Source organism: Photorhabdus sp. RM96S, from assembly GCF_042879335.1.
Lineage (GTDB): Bacteria > Pseudomonadota > Gammaproteobacteria > Enterobacterales > Enterobacteriaceae > Photorhabdus > Photorhabdus kayaii.
This window is the reverse complement of the sequence record NZ_JBHFKT010000030.1, coordinates 1-23,630: the sequence shown is the minus strand read 5'-3', so window position 1 is coordinate 23,630 and position 23,630 is coordinate 1. Positions and strand designations below refer to the sequence as shown.

The 23,630-nt window shown below is 43.2% G+C and carries 17 protein-coding genes and 1 pseudogene; 10 read left to right on the top strand and 8 right to left on the bottom strand.

Features of this window, described 5'->3' with window-relative positions:
• Positions 1 to 264: 264 nt before the first annotated feature.
• On the top strand, positions 265 to 1,380 hold the full coding sequence (gene macA, locus ACGF49_RS17225; RefSeq protein ID WP_113042219.1) for a macrolide transporter subunit MacA: 1,116 nt from the start codon (positions 265 to 267) through the stop codon (positions 1,378 to 1,380).
• Positions 1,380 to 3,323 carry a macrolide ABC transporter ATP-binding protein/permease MacB gene (gene macB, locus ACGF49_RS17220; RefSeq protein ID WP_228901130.1) on the top strand — a complete coding sequence of 648 codons (1,944 nt, stop codon included), beginning with the start codon at positions 1,380 to 1,382 and terminating at the stop codon, positions 3,321 to 3,323. Before macA ends, macB begins: the two co-directional genes overlap by 1 nt.
• Before the next feature lie 80 nt (positions 3,324 to 3,403).
• Here macB and cspD read toward each other — a convergent pair whose 3' ends face one another.
• Complete coding sequence (gene cspD / locus ACGF49_RS17215; protein WP_036814644.1) at positions 3,404 to 3,625, bottom strand: cold shock-like protein CspD; 222 nt, start codon at positions 3,623 to 3,625, stop codon at positions 3,404 to 3,406.
• A 342-nt stretch (positions 3,626 to 3,967) separates the two neighbouring features.
• Here cspD and clpS point away from each other — a divergent pair, with 342 nt between their 5' ends.
• Complete coding sequence (gene clpS / locus ACGF49_RS17210) at positions 3,968 to 4,288, top strand: ATP-dependent Clp protease adapter ClpS (RefSeq protein WP_113042221.1); 321 nt, start codon at positions 3,968 to 3,970, stop codon at positions 4,286 to 4,288.
• A 32-nt stretch (positions 4,289 to 4,320) separates the two neighbouring features.
• Entirely contained in the window at positions 4,321 to 6,597 is a 2,277-nt protein-coding gene (gene clpA, locus ACGF49_RS17205) for an ATP-dependent Clp protease ATP-binding subunit ClpA (RefSeq protein ID WP_387492037.1), read from the top strand.
• An 84-nt stretch (positions 6,598 to 6,681) separates the two neighbouring features.
• Here clpA and infA read toward each other — a convergent pair whose 3' ends face one another.
• From infA to trxB, 5 genes are all read right to left on the bottom strand, one after another.
• Positions 6,682 to 6,900, bottom strand: coding sequence for a translation initiation factor IF-1 (gene infA, locus ACGF49_RS17200; RefSeq protein ID WP_002211347.1), 219 nt, complete (start codon positions 6,898 to 6,900; stop codon positions 6,682 to 6,684).
• A 156-nt stretch (positions 6,901 to 7,056) separates the two neighbouring features.
• A complete protein-coding gene (gene aat / locus ACGF49_RS17195; RefSeq protein ID WP_113042223.1) occupies positions 7,057 to 7,749 on the bottom strand; it encodes a leucyl/phenylalanyl-tRNA--protein transferase in 693 nt (230 codons plus the stop codon).
• A gap of 6 nt (positions 7,750 to 7,755) precedes the next feature.
• The gene (gene cydC / locus ACGF49_RS17190; RefSeq protein ID WP_113042224.1) at positions 7,756 to 9,504 is read right to left on the bottom strand and encodes a cysteine/glutathione ABC transporter ATP-binding protein/permease CydC; all 1,749 of its coding nucleotides are present in this window, start codon (positions 9,502 to 9,504) and stop codon (positions 7,756 to 7,758) included.
• A gap of 2 nt (positions 9,505 to 9,506) precedes the next feature.
• Positions 9,507 to 11,276: a cysteine/glutathione ABC transporter permease/ATP-binding protein CydD gene (gene cydD, locus ACGF49_RS17185; RefSeq protein ID WP_113042225.1), complete on the bottom strand. Its 1,770-nt coding sequence runs from the start codon at positions 11,274 to 11,276 to the stop codon at positions 9,507 to 9,509.
• A 134-nt stretch (positions 11,277 to 11,410) separates the two neighbouring features.
• Positions 11,411 to 12,370, bottom strand: a complete 960-nt coding sequence (gene trxB, locus ACGF49_RS17180; protein WP_113042226.1) for a thioredoxin-disulfide reductase — start codon at positions 12,368 to 12,370, stop codon at positions 11,411 to 11,413.
• Positions 12,371 to 12,868: 498 nt separating this feature from the next.
• On the opposite strand from trxB, the gene lrp reads away from it, so the two are divergent.
• The 5 genes from lrp to serS all read left to right on the top strand — a co-directional run bounded on the left by lrp (position 12,869) and on the right by serS (position 20,523).
• Complete coding sequence (gene lrp / locus ACGF49_RS17175; RefSeq protein WP_011145896.1) at positions 12,869 to 13,363, top strand: leucine-responsive transcriptional regulator Lrp; 495 nt, start codon at positions 12,869 to 12,871, stop codon at positions 13,361 to 13,363.
• 130 nt (positions 13,364 to 13,493) lie between these two features.
• Positions 13,494 to 16,841 carry a DNA translocase FtsK 4TM domain-containing protein gene (locus ACGF49_RS17170; protein WP_387492031.1) on the top strand — a complete coding sequence of 1,116 codons (3,348 nt, stop codon included), beginning with the start codon at positions 13,494 to 13,496 and terminating at the stop codon, positions 16,839 to 16,841.
• Positions 16,842 to 17,040: 199 nt separating this feature from the next.
• Complete coding sequence (gene lolA, locus ACGF49_RS17165) at positions 17,041 to 17,652, top strand: outer membrane lipoprotein chaperone LolA (RefSeq protein WP_387492029.1); 612 nt, start codon at positions 17,041 to 17,043, stop codon at positions 17,650 to 17,652.
• 7 nt (positions 17,653 to 17,659) lie between these two features.
• On the top strand, positions 17,660 to 19,003 hold the full coding sequence (locus ACGF49_RS17160; RefSeq protein ID WP_113042229.1) for a replication-associated recombination protein A: 1,344 nt from the start codon (positions 17,660 to 17,662) through the stop codon (positions 19,001 to 19,003).
• Positions 19,004 to 19,233: 230 nt separating this feature from the next.
• Positions 19,234 to 20,523, top strand: coding sequence for a serine--tRNA ligase (gene serS / locus ACGF49_RS17155; RefSeq protein WP_112878978.1), 1,290 nt, complete (start codon positions 19,234 to 19,236; stop codon positions 20,521 to 20,523).
• A gap of 95 nt (positions 20,524 to 20,618) precedes the next feature.
• Here the strand turns inward: serS and ACGF49_RS17150 are convergent, their stop codons facing one another.
• Positions 20,619 to 21,419 carry a BPSS1780 family membrane protein gene (locus ACGF49_RS17150; protein WP_113042230.1) on the bottom strand — a complete coding sequence of 267 codons (801 nt, stop codon included), beginning with the start codon at positions 21,417 to 21,419 and terminating at the stop codon, positions 20,619 to 20,621.
• 445 nt (positions 21,420 to 21,864) lie between these two features.
• A complete protein-coding gene (locus ACGF49_RS17145) occupies positions 21,865 to 22,662 on the bottom strand; it encodes a BPSS1780 family membrane protein (protein WP_229015637.1) in 798 nt (265 codons plus the stop codon).
• Positions 22,663 to 22,965: 303 nt separating this feature from the next.
• Here ACGF49_RS17145 and tssD point away from each other — a divergent pair.
• A pseudogene (gene tssD, locus ACGF49_RS17140) lies at positions 22,966 to 23,280 on the top strand (type VI secretion system tube protein TssD); the annotation flags it as partial.
• Between the last annotated feature and the right edge of the window lie 350 nt (positions 23,281 to 23,630).

Genomic DNA, 23,630 nt, shown 5'->3' with positions numbered 1-23,630 from the left:
AAAAATCGATTGTAAAGACTATAAAAATAAAAGATAACAATTTTTTTACATTAAGAGAATAGCCAGGATAGAGTGAAATGTATTGTTGCTCAAAGAATTTTTTATTCTTAAGGTGGGTGTGTTATTAATAACTTTCAGTGGATATAAAACGTAAAGGGAACGGTAACTATCTGGAATGAGTGGAAATCTCAGGTTTTCGTGGTATTGCAAGAAATAAGTTTTTACTATTTTTCTGAATCCAATGCTTAATATGGTGATATTTAAATGAATTTTATTCGTTCGAAACGTCGATGGGTTGTATTGTTAGCTATTGTGACCGTTATCACATTGGTTCTGGGATATTTTCTGTATAGGCCAGAAGCGATTAAATATCAGACAGTCTCTATTATTAAAGGCGATTTGGAAAAAAATGTACTGGCAACGGGGAAATTGGATGCGGTCAGAAAAGTGGATGTGGGCGCACAGGTAAGTGGTCAGTTGCAGAATTTGTATGTTGAAGTGGGTGATAAGGTGACAGAAGGCCAATTATTGGCATTGATTGATCCTAAACCTGCGCAAAACCAGGTCAAAGAAGTTGAAGCCACGATCAAAGAATTGAGTGCTTATTTGATAGAAGCCAAGGCACAATTGGCATTGGCGCAGGTGACATTACAGCGTCAGAACAATCTGGCAAAAGTACAGGCGGTCTCACTCCAGGAATTGGATCAGGCTAAAACGGATGTTGAAGTAAAAAGAGCGAAGGTAGAAACTTTATTGGCTCAAATCAGTAAAAATCAGGCCAGCCTTGATACTGCTCAGACTAATTTGCAATATACCCGGATTACCGCGCCAATGGATGGTATCGTTGTCAATATCAAAACCCTTCAGGGGCAAACAGTCATTGCGGCACAGGAAGCCCCGACTATTCTGACGTTGGCTGATCTGGGAACGATGTTGGTAAAAGCGGAAGTGTCAGAGGCCGATGTTATTTACCTGAAACCGGGCCAGAAAGCCTCTTTTACTGTATTAGGCGCACCGGATAAAAATTTTCCAGGGGTGTTGAAGGATATTTTGCCGACGCCAGAAAAGATTAATGATGCCATTTTCTTCTATGCCCGTTTTGAGGTAGCTAATCCTCAGCAACTTTTGCGTTTGCAAATGACCGCCCAAGTGAAAATTCAGCTTGATTCCCATCGTGATGTGTTAATGATCCCGATCTCTGCTCTGGGTAAACAGATTACGCCAACTCGCTATGAGGTGGATATCTTGAATGGCGATAAAGAAGAGAAACGAGAAGTGACCATTGGTGTGCGCAATGATGTAAATGTACAGATTCTATCTGGCCTGAAAGAACATGAGCAGGTGATCACTGGTCATAGTGAAGAAGTCGAGGATGAGTAATGGATGCGTTACTTGAGCTGAAAGGTATAGAGCGCAGCTATCCCGCTGGTGAGCAGCAGGTAAAAGTACTGGATGATGTCACCTTGTCTATTCATGCCGGTGAGATGGTTGCCATTATCGGCGCGTCAGGTTCGGGTAAATCGACACTGATGAATATTCTTGGTTGTCTTGATAAACCCAGTCAGGGTGAATATCGGGTTGCAGGACAGAATGTTGCTGAACTGAGTGATGATGAACTGGCAGCACTAAGGCGGGAACATTTTGGCTTTATTTTTCAGCGTTATCATTTGCTAACTCATTTGACTGCTGAACAGAATGTGGAAATTCCTGCTATCTACTCAGGAGCCTCTAAAGCGGTACGTCGCCAGAGAGCCATAGAATTACTTGGTCGTTTGGGGCTTGAAGAGAGAATTTGCTATCGTCCGGGGCAGCTCTCTGGTGGACAGCAGCAGAGGGTCAGTATCGCCAGGGCATTGATGAACGGTGGTCAGGTCATTTTGGCCGACGAACCAACGGGAGCGTTGGATAGCTATTCTGGCGAAGAGGTGATGTCGATCCTCAAACAACTGTGTGAACAAGGGCATACCGTCATTATTGTCACTCATGATTCGAAAATCGCAGCGCAGGCACAGCGGGTTATTGAGATCAAGGATGGTCATATTATGAGTGATTCCGGCACGCAAAGGGGTAGAAAAGTCACTCAAACTCCGTCGTTAACATCAAAAATATCTTCGATACGCCAGACCCTTGGGCGGTTTAATGAAGCTTTATTCATGGCATGGCGGGCGATGGTTGCCAACAAGATGCGAACGTTACTGACCATGTTGGGGATCATCATTGGTATTGCTTCTGTCGTGACTATTTTGGTTATCGGAGATGCGGCCAGGGCATCGGTGTTATCCGATATTAAAGAGATTGCGACGAACACCATTGATATTTATCCGGGAGAAGATTTTGGCTTTGATGATCCGGTCAGTATGCAAGCGCTGAAAATAGAGGATGCAGACGCGATTAAAGCGCAACCCTATATTTTGGCGGTTTCACCAGAAATTGAGGGGCAAATGCGCCTTCGTAAAGGGAACATTGATGTTGCTTCGAGAGTGACTGGCGTTGGTGATGAATTTTTTCAGGTTTATGCTCTGCGTTTTGCTCAGGGAATGGGGTTTTCATTGGATATGATACGCCGTCAGGGGCAAGTTGTGGTTATTGATAAAAATACTCAGCGTAAATTGTTTCCTCACCAGAAAAAGGTGATTGGGGAGGTGATTTTGGTGGGTAATATGCCGGCCACAATTGTGGGAGTGATATCTGATAAGAGAGCTGCATTTGGCAGTAGCAAATCATTGCATGTCTGGTTGCCTCATAGCACGATGACTAGCCGTCTGATAAACCGGCATTATCTGGATTCAATTACTGTCAGAATAAAGGATGATTATAACTCTAAGGATATAGAAAAGAAGATAGTTCAATTGCTCACTTTGCGCCACGGCAAAAAGGATGTTTTTACCTATAACGTGGACATGATGGTAAAAGCAGCGGAAAAAACAGCCCATACTTTACAACTGTTTTTGACGCTGGTGGCGGTTATTTCACTGATAGTTGGCGGTATTGGTGTCATGAATATTATGTTGGTTTCAGTAACTGAACGTACAAGAGAGATCGGCATCCGTATGGCAGTAGGCGCAAGAACCAGTGATGTGATGCAGCAGTTTCTGATAGAAGCTATTTTGGTTTGTCTGGTTGGTGGCGTTTTGGGCATTGCACTCTCTTATATGATTGCATTTATCGCTCAATTAGCGCTCCCTGGCTGGAGTTTTGTTTTCCAGCCTGTTGCTTTACTCAGTGCTTTCGCCTGTTCTACCGCAATTGGGGTGATATTTGGATTTCTGCCGGCCCGTAATGCTGCTCGTCTTGATCCAATCGAAGCGTTGGCAAGAGAATAAGCGGAAATAATATGACGCCGCAGGTAATTGCCTGCGGCGTATGAAAATAATACCTGGTTATGACCCACAGGCCAGGCTATTTAGCCTTTGGGTTCGTTTTCAAGAGGAACAATAATACTGGCATGATTTCCCTTTGGTCCTTGGTGAACGCTGAAATTCACCTTTTGGCCCGCTTTCAGCGTCCGGTAACCGTCCATCTGAATGGTTGAGTAATGAGCGAATATATCTTCTCCGCCGCTTGCCGGGCAAATAAACCCAAAACCCTTAGCATTATTGAACCACTTAACAGTACCTGTCTCCATACTTCTACATCCCTCGTTTAATGATTTCGGTTGAGATGAGCCATTAATATAACAGTCGTAAACAATCACATGTAAACAGTGACATTATCTATGTTTGTTCACAAAACATACTGTAGTAAAAATCAAATTCTCGTCAAGCACAGAACAAATGTCTGGTTGTTTTGAATGACTAAAGTTTGATATAGATAACGATATGAGTTTCGTTCATGCACTTTTATGCCGAGTTTTCATAGGGGAATAGTCTGTGGTAAAAGGAGTTGCCCAGATAATGATAAGATAAATGGCAACATAATTTATTTGCTGGCAGTGGCTGGTTTTAGAGATTAATCCGTTGGGAAAATAATGAACGAGTATCATAATAGTTTGAAAAGTAAGGAATCTATTAAGGATGAGCGACAGCAAAAATTGCAGCCGCCGTCGATGTATCAGGTCATTCTTAACAATGATGATTACACTCCGATGGAGTTTGTAGTTGACGTATTACGAAAGTTCTTTTCTTATGATATTGAACGGGCAACGCAATTAATGTTGGATGTCCATTATCAAGGGAAGGCTGTTTGTGGGGTTTATACTGCTGAGGTGGCAGAAACTAAAGCAGCCCAGGTAAATATGTATGCCAGGGAGTATGGGCATCCATTACTTTGTACGCTGGAAAAAGTTTGACCAGGTATACTGATTTTTAGGGGGAGGTGCTTATGCTCAATCAAGAGCTTGAACTTAGTCTTAATATCGCCTTTGCTAAAGCACGGGATAACAGACACGAGTTTATGACCGTGGAGCACTTATTGCTGGCGTTGTTAAGTAATTCATCAGCGCGTGAAGCATTGGAAGCCTGCAAGGTCAATCTGGCTCAATTGCGTAAGGAGCTGGAGAATTTTATTTCACAAACGACACCGTTGTTACCTGAAAATGATGAGCGGGAGACTCAGCCAACGTTGAGCTTCCAACGTGTTCTTCAGCGCGCGGTATTTCATGTTCAATCCTCTGGGCGTTCAGAGGTCTCTGGTGCTAATGTGCTGGTGGCTGTTTTTAGCGAACAGGAGTCTCAAGCGGCTTATTTGCTGCGTAAACATGATGTGAGTCGTCTGGACGTGGTTAATTTCATTTCTCACGGAACTCAAAAAGAGGACTCGGAATCGGATCATCAGGAGACAGGTACGCAATCAGCAGAAGAGCAGCTTACAGGAGAGGATCGGTTGGAAAATTTTACAACTAATCTTAATCAACTCGCTCAAAGAGGACAGATTGATCCATTGATTGGCCGCCAGGATGAGTTAGAAAGAACAATTCAGATATTGTGCCGCCGTCGAAAAAACAACCCATTGTTGGTCGGAGAATCGGGGGTTGGTAAGACAGCTATTGCAGAAGGGCTGGCGTGGCGGATTGTGCAAAAAGATGTACCGGAAGTGATGGCAGATTGTACGATTTATTCGCTGGATATTGGTTCATTGCTAGCGGGAACTAAATATCGTGGCGATTTTGAGAAGCGCTTCAAAGCATTGTTAAAAACCCTTGAGCAGGATAGAAAAAGTATTCTATTTATAGATGAAATCCATACCATTATCGGTGCGGGGGCTGCGTCAGGGGGGCAGGTTGATGCGGCTAATCTGATTAAGCCATTGTTATCCAGTGGACGTATCAGAGTGATTGGTTCTACGACCTATCATGAATTCAGTAATATTTTTGAAAAAGATCGGGCATTAGCGCGTCGTTTTCAGAAGATTGATATTGTTGAACCTTCACCCGAAGAGACGGTACAGATTATTAGAGGGTTGCGGCCAAAATATGAGGCGCACCATGATGTACGTTATACCACGAAAGCTATCCGTGCTGCGGTTGATTTATCGGTGAAATACATTACTGATCGCCACTTACCGGATAAGGCGATCGATGTGATCGATGAAGCTGGGGCGCGTACTCGTCTGGTGCCGATTAGTCGCCGTAAAAAAACGATTAATGTGTCGGATATTGAATTCGTTGTTGCCCGGATTGCCCGGATTCCTGAAAAAACCGTTTCTGCCAGTGATAAAGATGTCCTAAGAACGCTGGATGAGCGGCTGAAAATGTTGGTATTCGGTCAGGATACCGCGATTGCGGCATTGACCGAAGCCATTAAGATGAGTCGTGCAGGGTTGGGGCAGGATAATAAACCGGTGGGTTCTTTCCTACTTGCAGGTCCGACAGGCGTAGGGAAAACGGAAGTCACCGTACAGCTTGCTAAGGTGTTGAATATCAAATTATTGCGTTTTGATATGTCAGAATATATGGAACGCCATACAGTAAGTCGTTTAATTGGCGCACCACCGGGATATGTTGGTTTTGATCAAGGAGGATTGCTGACGGATGCTGTGATTAAACATCCTCATTCAGTATTGCTGCTTGATGAGATTGAAAAAGCACATCCAGATGTATTTAACCTGTTATTGCAAGTCATGGATAACGGTACTCTGACTGATAACAACGGGCGCAAAGCGGATTTTCGTAATATCATTTTAGTCATGACAACGAATGCGGGTGTACGTGAAACACAGCGCAAATCCATTGGATTTAAGCAGCAGGATAACAACTCCGATGCAATGGAAGAAATTAAGAAAGTGTTTACACCGGAATTCCGTAACCGTCTTGATGGTATCATCTGGTTTAATACGCTTTCTATTGAAGTCATTCAACAGGTAGTTGATAAGTTCATTGTCGCCTTGCAAGCACAATTGGATGACAAAGGCGTTTCGCTGGAGGTCAGTGCGGATGCTCGTCAATGGCTATGTGATAAAGGCTATGATAAAGCAATGGGTGCTCGTCCAATGGCGCGGGTTATTCAGGATAGCTTGAAAAAACCGTTGGCAAATGAACTCCTATTCGGCTCATTAGTTCACGGTGGCTCGGTGAGTATTGGTTTGGATAAGGCAAAACGCATACTGACCTACGATTTCAGCAATGCTTATAAGCAGAAGCCGGAAGATGTAGTGCACTAATAGAAGAGCGACACCACAGGTGAATACAACGTTGTTAAATACAAAGTTGCTACCTGTGGTGTAATATCTGAAAACGGTAATGAATCAGCGGCTACGGAAGACGATACGGCCTTTGCTCAGGTCATATGGGGTCAGCTCAACTGTAACCTTGTCGCCTGTCAGGATGCGAATATAGTTTTTACGCATTTTACCTGAAATGTGAGCAGTGACTACGTGCCCGTTTTCTAATTCAACGCGGAACATAGTGTTTGGTAGTGTGTCTAGCACAGTACCTTGCATTTCAATATTGTCTTCTTTGGCCATCTAATCCTCTAAGTTTAATAACCATCGTTTTTAACGGGCAAGATAATGCCGAAAAACCCTCATTATGTAAAGGAATGTTGTATTTTAACCCGTTATTTTGCAAATAGTGCATAGTGATATTTATGTTATCAGCAACATGAATCGGTCAAATGTTGATTATAATTCCAGTACTTGTTGTAACCAGCAACCAGGTTTTAATGACCGATTTCTGAATTGATAAAGATACTGAATAAATTCTTCCCTAGGGATCTCTTTTGCACCCAGTGAAGCTGTGTGATGGTTAAGCACTTGGCAATCCAGTAGTTCACCACCGTGTCGCAGAAAATGGCGATAGAAGGCAATGAACGCACATTTGGATGCATTCTCCATTCTGCTGAACATAGACTCACCGCAGAATAGTGTGCCAACGCTGACACCGTACAAACCACCAACAATCCGCTCATTGTGCCAGACTTCTACTGAATGCGCTTGTCCTATCTGATATAATTTTTTATAGCCTTGTTGAATATCCTTGCCTATCCATGTTCCTTCCTGCCGTTGAGCACAGAAATGAACCACCTGTTCAAAAGCATGATTCACCGTAATATGGTATGGGGGATTGCGCAGAAACCGGCGTAGGGTTCGGCCGATATGCAATTCACCCGGAATGATCACCGCACGCGGATCAGGGGACCACCAAAGTGGCATTTCACTGGGTAAAAACCAGGGAAAAATACCTTGATGGTAGGCTGCATTTAATCGCTTAGCGGATAAATCTCCCCCGACTGCCAGTAGGCCGTTAGGCTCCGTTAGTGCTTCTTTCGGGTGAGGAAAATCATATGAATCAGTATTCAGTTGAATTATTGGCATCGTGTGTTACTGCCCCGGTTCAAGACGAATCTGATGTGGCCGCTGATAAAACTGATAATAGCGACCTTGCTGAGCCAGTAATTCATTATGCTGCCCTTGTTCAATAATAGTGCCGCCATCCATGACGTAAATACGGTCCATATGGTCAAGCCCGTACAGGCGGTGGGTGACAATAATCAGTGACTTATGCTGACAATGCTGACGCAATAGAGATAGAATTTGTTGTTCAGTATCCGCATCGAGTCCTTCCGTAGGTTCATCCAGTAACATCAGTGGCGCCGAGTGCAGTAGCGCTCTGGCAATTCCCATGCGGCGCTGTTCACCGCCTGACAACTGACGACCGCCTTCACCCATCCAGCAGTTTAGTCCCTCATTGGTTTCCAGTAGATTGCTTAAACCTACCTGTTTCAGCACAATTTCTAGTTCATTATCGGTTGCATTTGGTTTTGCCAGTAATAAATTCTGTCGTAAAGTATGACTGAACACATGAACACGTTGTGAAACAACCGATATCATACTGCGCAGAGTTGATTCGTCATAAGCAGTAATAGAATGCTGATTCAGACAGATTGATCCTGAATCAATATCCCAGGCCCGGGTCAATAATTGTAGCAAGGTAGATTTACCACAACCGGTTTTGCCTAACAGCGCGACATGTTCCCCTGCTTTCAAGCAGAGAGAAACATTTTTCAGGACGGCCATTGGCTGATCAGGATAAGTGAAACTGATATTTTTGATATCAATACTGGCTTGAGCTGAACTTTCCGGCCCTGATGTAGGAAACGTTACTTCCGGTTCTTGTTGCATCAATTGAGAAACCCGGGTTGCAGAGGTAATGACCTGACCTAGATGTTGGAATGCAACAGTGACAGGGCCCAGAGTTTCAAATGCGGCAAGAGAACAGAAGACGAACAGTGCGATTAATGCCCCCGGCTGGTTGTTTCCTCCCACACCGTTCGCTGCCAGCCATAAAATCAATGTAACGGTCATACCGGTGGCAAAAATCATGACTGCCTGTGACAAGCCGGTTAGGTTCGCTTGCTGTTGCTGATGTCTTAACCAACGTGACTCAATATCAGCCATTGACTTGCGGAAACGGCCAGCAGCACCGAATACCATCAATTCAGCTTGTCCTTGCAATGCCGCTGTGAGTTGGGTGCGGTATTGACCACGCAGAATAGTCAGATTGCGGCCAACGGATTTACCTGCGTTATAAAATATTGATGGCAGCAGGATCAACAGAGCCAGCATAATACCGCCAAGGGTATAGGCTAATGTGAGATCCAGAAAGCCAAGGCCGAAAGTGAGGACCATGATAACGATAAGAGCTGATAATATCGGCGAAATCACCCGTAAATAGAGATGATCCAATGTTTCAACATCAGCAACTAGTCGGTTTAATAATTCTCCTTGGCGAAAACGAGCTATTCCTCCCGGTGAAAGTGGCAAAATTTTCTGAAAGGCAAAAACCCGTAAATGTGCCAATACCCGGAAAGTGGCATCATGGCTAACCAACCGTTCAGCATAGCGCCCGGCAGTTCGAAGAATGGCTGAGCCACGGACACCGGCCGCCGGTAGCATATAGTTGAATGTATAACCGGTAAGACCTGCTAGTGCTGCGCCTGCAAGGAACCAGCCAGAGAGGGTCAGCAAACTTATGCTGGCGAGTAGTGTAACAATGGTCAGAACCATGCCTAAACTGATAAGAAACCAATGACGGCGATAGAGCGCCAGAAAAGGAAGCAATACCCGCATAATTACAGCTCCTCACTTCGATGGGATAACAGGCGGGTGAATACCCCTTGAGATTGGCTTAGCGATTGGTAATCTCCCTGTTCAATAATCAACCCCTTTTCCATGACCCAAATCTGATCATATTCCAGCGTTTCTTCCAATTGATGGGTAACTAACAGGGTCATCTGATGATGAGATGCCTGATTGAGTGTTTTCATCACCTGTTGTTCGCTATGCGCATCCAGGCTAGCGCCAGGCTCATCCAGTAATAATAACCGGCAAGGTTTCAATAGGGCACGGGCAACAGCGATACGTTGGGCCTGACCAACGGATAATCGTGCTGCATTATCACCGATGATGGTATTCAGTCTATCGGGTAAATCGTGAATAAATTCAGTGACGTATGCTTGTTCCATAACCTGATGGATTTGTTGTTGATTGGCATTAGGTTGGTTCAGACGAATATTATCAAGCAAAGTCTGCTCAGGCAGATGTGGATTTTGTCCAACCCAGCTCAGTTGATCACGCCATCTCTGTTGATCCAACTCACACAGTTCAGTGCCATTAATTTGTATTGAACCACGATAGGGCAGGAACCCTAACAATAAATTCAAGAGGGAACTTTTACCTGCTCCACTTTGACCAACTAATGCCACCCGTTGATTTTTCTCTATAGTAAAATTCAACGGGCCAGCAAGCCGGTTGCCGTCGTGGGCCAAAATTTCCAGATTATTAGCAATGATGGTCAACGGATCTTGGGGGGGAAGTGTTTTATCACCACCGGCAGGCGCATATTCACCATCACTGCTCAATAAAGTCACTAATGCTTCGGCGGCCCCAATCGCCTGTGCTTTAGCGTGATAATAAGTACCCAGATCGCGTAATGGCTGAAAAAATTCTGGGGCGAGGGTTAACACCAGAAAACCGGCAAACAGGGTAACGCCCATCCCGTAACTGCCAAAATTAAGCTCCCCCAAATAGGAGAAACCGAAATAGACAGCGACAACGGCAATAGAAATGGCAGCAAAGAACTCCAGCACCGCAGAAGAAAGGAACGCTAATCTCAGCACTTCCATCGTTCTGCAACGGAAGTTTTCGGTGGATTCGTTGATTTGTTGTGTTTCTACTTTGCCGCGATAAAACAAGCGCAACGTTTCTAACCCACGTAACCTATCAAGAAAATTACCGCTTAATCGCCCTAGTGCGACAAAATTACGCCGATTAGCGTCTGCGGCGCCTAAACCAACCAGCGCCATAAACAGCGGGATCAGGGGAGCAGTAGCGAATAAAATTAGCCCGGCAGCCCAGTTAACAGGGAATAGGGTGATCAGAATAAGAATAGGGATTATGACGGCGAGAGACATCTGTGGCAGATAGCGGGAATAATAATCCTGCATATCTTCTATCTGCTCAAGAATAATGGTTGCCCAGCTACCGGCTGGTTTACCTTTAACCCACATTGGGCCAAGTTGTTCCAGCTTATCCAATACCATAGCGCGGATTTTCTGACGCACGACTTTGCCACAGATAAAACCGATTCGTTCCCGAATGGCACTGATGATAGCTCGTAACACAAAGGCGGCTGCTAGCAACCAAAATTCGTTCGTGATGTGCTCGCGTGGAAGATTATCCATGATTAAAGCTTGCAGAATTGAGGCCAGTAGCCAAGCTTGAGCAATAATCAATAATCCATTGATTAAGCCAAATAACATGGACAGGCGGAGCCAGCGTTGGGCCGGGGCACTTTGCTGTTTCAGCCAGCGAACTAATTCATACTGTCTTATTTTGTCCATAAGGAAAAATTCTAATTTAACAGGTGAGGGTAATGGTGTACCAAAAGGCTGGACATATCCTATGTGTCAACATCCTGCTGATATGTTACATGTTAAAAAGCGCTACCGAAATAGCGCCTTGAAAGAAAAAGAATTTATTTAGCGGCTAGCCCATCTAAGAAACGTTCTGCGTCAAGGGCTGCCATACAACCTGTACCGGCGGACGTAATTGCCTGTCGGTAGGTATGATCCATGACATCACCGGCGGCGAATACACCGGGAATGGAGGTCTGAGTGGCGTTACCCTGTAAACCGGATTGAACTTTGATGTAACCATTATCCAGTTCTAATTGGCCTTCAAAGATAGCGGTATTGGGAGTATGGCCGATAGCAATGAAGGTGCCGGTAACCGCCAATTCTTCTGTAGCGCCACTTTGGGTATCGCGTAGGCGAACACCGGTAACGCCCATATCATCACCGAGTACTTCATTCAGAATACGATCGGTGTGCAGGATGATATTGCCATTTTTGACTTTATCCATCAGGCGACTGATCAAGATCTTCTCTGAACGGAATGTATCACGGCGATGAATTAGATGAACTTCCGCTGCAATATTTGCCAGATATAAGGCCTCTTCTACCGCAGTATTACCACCGCCAACAACGGCGACTTTCTGGTTACGATAAAAGAAACCATCACAAGTTGCACAGGCTGAAATACCACGCCCTTTGAATGCCTCTTCAGAAGGTAAACCTAAATAACGGGCAGAAGCACCTGTTGCGATAATCAGTGCGTCACAGGTATATTCTTGTTCATCACCATAAAGGCGTAAAGGCCGGTTTTGCAGATCAACTTTTTGAATATGGTCAGAAATGATTTCAGTTTGGAATTTTTCAGCATGTTGGTGCATGCGCTCCATTAACCCTGGGCCGGTCAAATCTTCAGGATCGCCCGGCCAGTTTTCGACCTCGGTGGTTGTAGTCAATTGACCGCCTTTTTCAACCCCGGTAATAAGAACCGGATTTAAATTTGCTCGGGCAGCATAAACCGCAGCGGTATAGCCTGCTGGACCGGAGCCAAGAATAATGAGTTTGTGGTGTTTGGCGGCGCTCATGAATACCTCATTTCCATTTATCACCTATCGAATATCGAACGATTGTAGGAGAAATAGGAGGGTAAAAAAAGTTAAAAGACTCATGTTACTAACGATTTTACCGATAGATATTAACTAACAATGATTTTAACCTGAGAAAAGTGTCCTTTTAGTGCTGTTTGGGTTTTATTTGCTCGTTTTTAATTAATGATAGACTATCGAAACGATTAACTGAAAATTTGTTCCACAGGTTGTTCTGATTTTTGCTCATTTACTTTGACAATCGGCTGTGCATTTGCGAAAACATCACTGTAAGAGATAATTATCCACCTCGCTAAATTCGTTTCTATAAAAATCGACATGCGGATAATTCCCTCTAGTGTAGCATTAAAAAAATGGCCTGTGGGTTGCTTTACGCTGATAGAGCGAGGCTTTAACTTTAAGACATCTTTTCCAACTCAAACTCAAGAGATAGGGGAAAATGTTATGGGTGTAGGAAAATAAAGAGAGATCAACAAAATGATAGATAATAAAAAACGTCCGGGAAAAGATCTTGATCGCATAGATCGTAATATCCTAAATGAGCTACAGAAAGATGGGCGAATTTCTAATGTAGAACTGTCTAAACGGGTAGGTTTGTCTCCAACTCCGTGTCTGGAGCGTGTTCGTCGTCTGGAACGCCAAGGGTTTATTACTGGATACACGGCATTGCTGAATCCTCACTATTTGGATGCATCTTTGCTGGTATTTGTTGAAATTACCTTAAACCGTGGTGCTCCAGATGTTTTTGAACAATTCAACGCTGCTGTACAAAAATTGGAAGAGATTCAGGAATGCCACTTAGTTTCTGGTGATTTCGACTATCTATTGAAAACTCGCGTACCAGACATGTCAGCTTATCGTAAGTTGCTAGGCGAAACTTTGTTGCGTTTGCCAGGTGTTAATGACACCCGCACATATGTTGTGATGGAAGAAGTTAAGCAGAGCAATCGTCTGGTCATTAAGACTCGCTAAAATCTTACCAAAAATGTACAGGTGCAAAACTGGAAAAATTTAGGTACACTCCTGTTTATGCATACAGTTTCAACGCTGAGCTATCTCGGCGTTGTTCCGTTAAATCAACAGGAAACCTGGAGAGCCTTTCTTGAGCCAGGAATATACAGAAGATAAAAATATTAAATTAAAGAGACTGAGTAGTGGGCGCAGGCTGTTAGAAGCTGTATTGCTTGTCATTGTTATCCTAGCGGCTTATCTGCTGGTCGCACTTGTCAGTTTTAACCCTTCTGATCCCAGTTGGTCTCAGACTGCATGGCATGAGCCAGTGCATAATTTGGGTGGTGGTGTGGGTGCATGGCTGGCCGATACGCTGTTTTCTGCATTTGGCATTCTAGCTTATGTCATCCCCCCAGTGATGATATTGGGTTGCTGGACTGCTTTTAAGCAACATGATGACCGAGAGTATGTCGATTTCTTTGCGTTGGCTTTGCGCGTTATTGGCGCATTGGCAATCGTTTTGACTTCATGTGGATTAGCGGCACTGAATGTTGACGATCTCCATTACTTTGCTTCCGGCGGTATTATTGGCAGTCTGTTTAGTCGTGCGATGTTGCCTTGGTTTAATGAATTAGGCGCAACTTTGGTCTTGCTGTGTATTTGGGCAATTGGGTTGACGTTATTTACTGGTTGGTCATGGTTAACCATTGCTGAAAAAACGGGAGCAGTAATTCTGGGAGCAATAGGATTTATTACCAATCGTAGCCGTAATGAACAGGAATATATGCCATACGGTGAAACGGCTATTGAGAGGGAAGATCCCGCCGATGATAAAACAGAATTTGAATTTACAGCGGCTGATATTGATCATGATGATGTACTATTTACAGTACCTTCAGCCGTAGAGTTAGCAAAAGCTGAACTGGACGAACCAGAATTGGTGAAAGCAGAAATCGAACAAGAACAGCCAATAGATATTCCTACCACTAATATGGCTGATATTGATGCTGAACCTGAAATTCTGGTTAATACATCCGATGATATTGCACGGCCTCAGTCATTAGTAGAAGAGAGCGAAAAGAATAATGACGAACCTGTTCGTTATGTATTTGAAACGCCTGCTGAGTACCATTTTGAACCTATATCTGAATTTAATCGTGAAGCGACGCCAACATTTGAGCCCGTCGAAAATAGCCGGAATAGCAGCGACACCTTCACTTTTATGCCTGAAACAGAACCAAAAAATGTTGTAGCAGCAACCTCAACCTCTGCAACGGTTATAACAGGCAACTCTCAGGTTAAGCAAGGAATCGGGCCAGAACTACCCCGTCCTAATCCTGTCCGTATTCCAACCCGCCGTGAACTGTATGGCATTAAAGTGCCTTCACAACGTCTTGCAGAACAACAGCGTGAAGAAGAGGTCAAACAACAAGCAGGTGGAGCGGATGATGATATTGAGTCTGATAAACAGCAAGAAGCGTTGCTGAGTCAGCAGTTTCTTGAACAACAGCGCGAGCGTTATCGTATTACGACGGATACAGAAGAACAGGCCCCAATCCAGCCTCAGATAAGACAGAATCCATTTGAGCTGGAAAATGAGCCTTCGGTGGAAAAACGGGCTCAAACAGCGACAGAGACTGTCAAACAGACAGTTGAGCAGCCGCAATATAAGCGTTATCAGGCGCAAGGTCACCAGGAAAAAAAAGAGCTTTCTGCTCTGGAGAGTTTATCGATTTTAAATAACTTTTCACCGGTTGAAGATTTAGTTGAAAAAGAGCCGGCAGAGCCGTTATTTATGCCTTCTGCTCAATCAGCACCGGAAAATCAATCAGAACGACCCACAGAAATTGCTTTTGTGTCAGCATCTGTACACAATGTTGTACAGCAACCGCAGCAACCGCAGCAACCGCAGCAACCGCAGCAACCGCAGCAACCGCAGCAACCGCAGCAACCGCAGCAAGATAGCTTATTCCATCCGTTTTTAGTTCGTAACGATCAACCGTTGCCAAAACCAACGACACCAATGCCTTCGCTCGATCTGCTAACCAGTCCTTTAGCGGAAGAAGAACCCATTGATATGTTTGCCCTTGAGCAAACGTCCCGTTTGATTGAAGCGCGTCTGAGTGATTATCGAGTTAAAGCTGATGTTGTGGGTTTTTCACCCGGTCCGGTGATTACCCGGTTTGAACTGGATTTGGCTCCGGGTGTTAAAGCCTCACGTATTTCTAACTTATCAAGAGATTTAGCACGTTCTCTATCAGCGGTCGCTGTGCGTATTGTTGAAGTGATTCCGGGTAAACCTTATGTTGGCTTGGAATTGCCGAATAAAAAGCGCCAGACGGTCTATTTGCGTGAAGTATTGGATTGTGAAAAATTCCGCGATAATCCGTCACCACTGACAATTGTGTTGGGTAAAGATATTGGCGGCCAGCCGGTTGTCGCTGATTTAGGTAAAATGCCGCACTTGCTGGTGGCGGGTACAACCGGTTCGGGTAAATCTGTTGGTGTCAACGCCATGATCCTCAGTATCCTCTATAAAGCAAAACCAGAAGATGTCCGCTTTATTATGATTGACCCAAAAATGTTGGAGTTATCGGTTTATGAAGGTATTCCGCATCTGTTAACCGAAGTTGTTACTGATATGAAAGATGCTGCTAATGCACTGCGCTGGTGTGTCAGTGAAATGGAACGCCGTTATAAACTGATGTCTGCATTGGGTGTGCGTAATTTGGCGGGTTATAACGAAAAGGTTAAGCAGGCAGAAGAGATGGGACGCCCAATTCCTCATCCATTCTGGAAGCCGGGTGACAGCATGGATGTTACTCATCCGGTGCTGAAAAAAGAACCGTATATTGTTGTTATGGTAGATGAATTTGCTGACTTAATGATGACCGTCGGTAAAAAAGTTGAAGAGCTGATTGCCCGATTAGCACAGAAAGCGCGTGCGGCTGGTATCCACTTGGTTCTGGCGACTCAACGCCCATCTGTCGATATTATTACCGGCTTGATTAAAGCGAATATTCCGACTCGTATTGCCTTTACGGTTTCCAGCAAAATTGATTCCCGCACTATCCTTGATCAAGGCGGCGCTGAATCCCTGTTGGGCATGGGGGATATGCTTTATCTGGCGCCAAACTCCTCAATTCCGGTGCGTGTACATGGTGCATTTGTTCGGGATCAGGAAGTTCATGAAGTGGTTAATGATTGGAAAGCTCGTGGTCGTCCAGAGTATATTGATAGCATTCTCAGTGGTGGTGATGATGCTGAAGGTGGCTTAGGCATTGACAGCGATGAAGAGCTAGACGCCCTGTTTGATCAGGCAGTTCAATTCATAACGGAAAAACGACGAGTTTCGATTTCTGGTGTCCAGCGCCAATTCCGTATTGGTTATAACCGAGCGGCGCGTATTGTGGAACAGATGGAGGCACAGCAGATTGTCAGTGCTCCGGGTCATAATGGTAATCGTGAAGTATTAGCTCCACCGCCACATGAGAGCTGATATACCCGTTATCTTTCAAGTTGCCTCTTTGTTGGCTGCACTCGCTCACCCCGGTGACATAGTTCGTTATGCTCCCGGGGATTCGCTTCCTTGCCGTCGCGATGCATCTTGAAATCCATAGGGTATAGTGAATATTGAACGTTGAAGACCCTGATAATAAATCACGTGAAGTAATAACATTGAGAAAGGTATCTCTGATATGAAAAATCTGATATTGATTGGTTGTTTAATGGCTGGCATGAGTATCAATGCGGTATGGGCAAATGCCAGCCAGGATTTGCAGGAGCGTTTGGGTAAAGTAAACAGTTTTCATGCCAGCTTTACTCAAACCGTCACCAGTGATGATGGAGCAACAATTCAGGAAGGTGAAGGGCAATTGTGGGTTAAACGACCAAACCTATTTAACTGGCATATGACATCACCTGATGAAAGCGTCTTGGTATCGGATGGTAAAACATTGTGGTTTTATAATCCATTTGTTGAGCAGGTAACGGCTAATTGGTTGAAAGATGCTACAGGTAACACGCCGTTTATGTTAATTACTCGTAACGATGCTAAAGATTGGTCCCAATATAAAATTAGCCAGCAAGGGAATGATTTTGAACTGACGCCGAATAATGTCACTGGTAATCTGAAACGTTTCTCGATTACCGTCACGACGGATGGCACTATCCAAAAATTTTCTGCTATTGAGCAGGATGGACAAAAGAGTGCTTATCAATTAAAAGAGCAGCAAAATACCCATGTGGATGCGGCAAAGTTCAGTTTTACGCTACCGAAAGGTGTTACGCTGGATGATCAGCGCCAGTGAGGTTTAAGTGAACAACCTGTCACTCGATTTTTCTCAAAATGAATTTCAGCCATTGGCCGCGCGTATGCGGCCGATAACATTAGAGCAATATATCGGGCAGCGGCATTTACTCGCTGAGGGAAAACCTCTGCCAAGGGCTATCCGGGCTGGACAACTGCACTCCATGATTTTATGGGGGCCACCGGGGACGGGCAAAACAACATTAGCTGAAATTATTGGGTATTATGCTCAGGCTGATGTTGAACGGATATCTGCGGTCACTTCCGGTATCAAAGAGATACGTGAATCGATTGAAAAAGCGCGTCAGAACCGGAATGCAGGGAGTAGAACTATCTTGTTTGTTGATGAAGTACATCGTTTTAACAAAAGTCAACAGGATGCTTTTCTGCCACACATTGAAGATGGCACGATCACCTTTATTGGTGCGACGACAGAAAATCCCTCTTTTGAACTGAATTCCGCATTACTTTCACGAGCGCGTGTTTATCTACTTAAGTCATTGACAACAGAAGAGATTGAGCAGGTTCTTGAGCAGGCCATGAATGATAAAGAGCGTGGTTATCGTGGACAGAATATCGTTTTGCCCGAAAACACCCGTCGTATGGTGGCGGAACTGGTTGCAGGCGATGCTCGTCGCTCACTGAATCTGCTTGAAATGATGGCGGATGTGGCAGAAACCGATGCTCAGGGGCTGAGGGTTTTGACTCCGGGGCTATTGAAAGAAGTCAGTGGAGAGAGAAGTGCGCATTTTGATAATAAAGGTGATCGTTATTACGATTTGATTTCAGCACTGCATAAATCTATTCGTGGTTCTGCACCTGACGCTGCGCTTTACTGGTATGCTCGAATTATTACTGCCGGTGGTGATCCGTTATATGTTGCCCGTCGTTTATTGGCTATTGCTTCCGAAGATGTTGGTAATGCCGATCCTAGGGGAATGCAGGTAGCGATTGCTGCATGGGATTGTTTTACCCGTGTTGGGCCGGCAGAAGGTGAAAGGGCGATTGCTCAGGCTATTGTTTATCTTGCTTGTGCACCGAAAAGCAACGCTGTTTATACCGCTTTTAAAGCAGCAATAGCTGATGCGAAGGAAAAACCTGATTATGATGTTCCTGCTCATTTACGCAATGCATCGACAAAATTGATGAAAGGGATGGGGCTTGGCGAGGAATATCGTTATGCCCATGACGAACCTAATGCTTATGCGGCGGGTGAAGTTTATTTTCCGCCTGAGATGGGGGAAACCCGCTATTATCATCCGACTAACCGAGGGCTAGAAAGTAAAATAGGCGATAAACTCGCCTGGCTTGCTGAACAGGATCAAAATAGCCCGATAAAACGCTATCGCTAACATTATTGTTGCGGTAAGGTTGGCAGGTAAAATATCTTATGGCCCATCAACTTGTGTGGGCCTATTCACATCATCTATACCTAATGGATTTCAAGATGCATCGCGACGGCAAGGGAGCGAATCCCTGGGAGCATAGCGAATTATGTGACTGGGGTGAGTGAGTGCAGCCAACAAAGAGGCAACTTGAAAGATAACGGGTATAACTTAATAACGACAAGCACAGGACTAGCATGCTCGATCCAAACATACTGCGTAATGAGCTAGACGCAGTCGCCGAAAAACTGGCTCGCAGGGGTTATACCCTTGACGTGGATACGCTGCGCAAACAAGAAGAGCGCCGTAAAGTTTTACAAGTTGAAACTGAAACCCTGCAAGCAGAACGTAATTCCCGATCGAAAGCTATTGGTGCAGCAAAAGCCCGTGGTGAAGATATTGATCCGCTACGTCAGGAAGTGAACCAGTTAGGTGAAAAGTTGGATACAGCGAAAGCCGAACTGGAAAAACTTCAAGCTGAAATCCGTGATTTGGCTTTAAGTATCCCTAACATTCCAGATGACTCTGTACCGGTAGGTAAAGATGAGAACGATAATTTGGAAGTGAGCCGTTGGGGTGAGCCAGGTAAATATGATTTTGAAATTCAAGATCATGTTTCATTAGGTGAATTGACCAATGGTCTGGACTTTGCCGCCGCGGTTAAACTAACCGGTTCACGCTTTGTGGTGATGAAAGGGCAAATTGCCCGTCTGCATCGGGCCTTGGCGCAATTTATGCTAAACCTTCACACAGAACAGCATGGCTATTTGGAAACTTATGTTCCCTATTTGGTAAACCATGAAACCTTATATGGTACGGGTCAATTGCCGAAATTTGGTGAAGATCTTTTCCATACTAAGCCTCTGGAAGAAGAGGCGGAAAGCCATTACGCGCTGATCCCAACTGCTGAAGTTCCGATAACCAACTTGGTTCGTGGTGACATTCTGGATGAAAATGAACTGCCATTGAAAATGACCGCTCATACCCCTTGCTTCCGTTCAGAAGCGGGTTCTTATGGTCGTGACACTCGTGGCCTGATCCGTATGCACCAGTTTGATAAAGTTGAGTTGGTTCAGATTGTTCATCCTGATGAATCAATGGATGCATTGGAAGCATTGACAGGACATGCAGAGAAAGTACTGCAATTACTGAACCTGCCATATCGTAAAGTTTTATTGTGTACCGGTGATATGGGTTTTAGCGCATGCAAAACTTATGACTTGGAAGTGTGGTTACCAGCTCAGAACACATATCGTGAAATCTCTTCCTGTTCTAACATGTGGGATTTCCAGGCGCGCCGTATGCAAGCACGTTTCCGCGGTAAAGAGGATAAGAAAACTCAATTACTCCATACTCTGAATGGCTCTGGTTTAGCTGTAGGCCGTACTCTGGTTGCCATTATGGAAAACTATCAGCAAGCCGATGGTCGTATTGAAATACCCGAAGTATTGCGTCCATATATGGGTGGTTTGGAATATATTGGTTGATTATTGTATTAATGAAAAGCGCCAGATTTGGCGCTTTTTGCTTCTTCTCTATTGATTTTTTTGTTGAAAATAAAGTTATTAGATTTAGTAAAGATTTAACTAATTAAAGAAGATAATTTTTCCTTTCCGATAAAAATGCTACGGTAAGAGGAATAATAGCTGACTAAAAATAGGGGAATGGTTATTAAAAGACCTAAACCTAAAGTCATGATAGAAATTATGAACATTATTGCCATGACCATGAAGAATAGGAAACCGGGTAATAAATTCTTCTTCACAACTTCTAGGCTCATTGATATGGCAGCACCAAATTTCAAATTATGGATAACAATTAATGCTGGTGCGAACCAGGTTAAAGCAGTACCAAAAATGTTAAAAATAAGCAGAACAAAGGCACCAAGGTATAATGGAGATAGATCATTTGGAAATACTTCAACCGGGATCTCGTCATATTGGCTATCTAACAATATATGAGCCATTGTATTACTGCTGATAATAAACATTGCGACAATTCCAAGAAGAATGATGCCAAATGATAAAGCACCCACGCCAAGCAGTGATACAAAGTTTTTCTGAAATCCGTTGAATAGTAGCTTTATTTCGAATTGTCCAGTTGTTCTTTGTTTTTCGCACACGGCAATAATACCACCAAAAAATACCGGACCAAAAAGTACAGTAAATATCCCAAGGAAAGGAATAAGCTGTAAACCAGATATGATAATGAAATAAATGATACCAAGTAGTATCCACATACCCAATTTACGTTTGACGATATCCCATGCTTGACTAATCCATTCCATGCCTTCTGTGCTACTGAGGGATTGACCACCAGGGATAAATACCTCCTGATTGTTGTATATAGCGTTGGAATTAAAACTTAGGTTCTTATTATCCATGTATTTTCCAATTTAATTATTGACTTGTAATTTATTGAATCGCTTTTTCTGTCTGCATCTTCAAAGTTACAATCATCCGTAAAAAGCTGGTAAGTATAATATATTAAATTTGTTAATCAACAAGCACTAAATAGGAGTAATTAACTAACAATGTGGTGGATTTATAAACAATGTTTTGCTATTTATTTTTTAACTTGATCAAATGGTTTTATCATTATCTAAATAACTAAGATATTTATGTAATATATTGTAGTTTCTATCATATAACTTAATTAATATCGATATTTCAATACCGATCTTTTATCATGAAAAAACAAACCTCATTTTGAAATATCGAGATTTGTTCATGATCTGAATGCCAAATTGGCACTTTTTTGTCTTCGTTATATTTTGCTGAAAATAAAGTAATTATTTTCAGCAAATAGTAGATGTATCTTCTAGCTAATTAAAATGTAAATGATTTCTCCTTACCGATAAAAATGCTGCGGTAGGAGGAATAATGACTAACTAAAAGTATTGGTATAGAGATTAGAAAACCTAAACCAAAAGTCATTACCGAGATTATGATAATGATGGCGGAGGTGATAAAGAATAATAAACCAGGTAATAGATTCTTTTTCACTGCTGTCAGGCTCATTGATATGGCAGCACCAAATTTCAAATTATGAATAACAATTAGCGCTGGTGCAAACCAGGTCAATGCGGCATTCACAATTGATAAAACCATCAAAATAAAGAGACTAAGAAGTAATGAGGACAGGCCATTTTGAAGTATTTCGGTTGGGATTTCACCATGTTGAGCGACTAATAGAAGATGAATTACGGCACTACCTCCGACAATAAACATTGCGATAACACCGAGGAGTATAATACCAATCGTTAAAGCACCAATGCCAAGCAGTGATGCAAAGTTTTTCTGAAATCCGTTGAATAACAGCCCTAGTTCGAATTCTCCGCTAGTCCTCTGTTTTTCGCACACGGCAATTATACCGCCGATAAATACTGGGTTCAAAAACCAGGCAAATATTCCGATAAAAGGAATAAGCATGAAACCAGCTATACATATAGAATAGACAATATAGAGTAGTATCCACATGCCCCATTTGTTCTTGACAAGTTGCCATGCTTGACCAATCCATTTCACACCTTCTGTGCTACTGAGGGACTGACCATCAGGAATAAATACTTCCTGATGGTCATTAGACATAGCGTTGGAGTTAGAATTTAAGTTTTGATTATCCATATAATTTTCCAATTAATTTTGTTGATTCATAATATTTTAAACCGCTTTTTTGGCTGCATCTTGGAAGATGTAGTCAGATTGAGAGATTAGGTAAACATATTATATTAATTCCATTGTTCAACAAGTATTAAATATAAGTGAAGACCAGAAAATATAAATAATTTTCTACAAATTGTTGCTAAATATTTTTAATTGTATCAAATTGATAATAATTGTAATAAAGTGTTTCAATGTTAACTGATGGCTAAATTTAATTAATTTCTAACCTATAAAATCGGAATGATTTTAATTCCATTGGGTAAACACCATCCCATAACATTTAAAAAACCTGTTGATAAATCGTCACCGCTTTTGGGAATAGCGATGTCAGAAAATGAAGTATTGGACGGTATGTTTGATATTTATCGAACGAATCAATCCGGGATTCAGGAGTTATATTATACTATAAAGGTAATTGAGGCGACGATAGTTGATTTAGCTGTTTATCACCCCCATTCGATAACACATGCTGGCGCACAGCCGCAGGAAACGATATCTTTACGTTATAAGAGTATCACATGGACTCATCATATAGCAGGGACAAGTGCTTATAGTATTTGGGATGATCGCGTTTATTAATTTATTTGCCGGTAAAATAGTGTTGTTTTACCGGCAAAATTACCACTTGTTTTTCCTATAATGCCTGCTGTGTGCGATCATAAATGTGATATTACATAATATGGCTAGTACAATAGAACTATAAAATACAAAATCATTATATGAAGTAGACACGCCAAAAAATGGAATGCATCCGGTATGAAAAACATGTAGATGGAAAAGATCAGATGCCATCATAAGTAATATAGCTAATAAATTAATATATACCCGTCATCTTTCAAGTTGCCTCTTTGTTGGCGGCACTCGCTCACCCCGGTCACATAGTTTGCTATGCTCCCGGGGATTCACTCCCTTGCCGTCGCGATGCATCT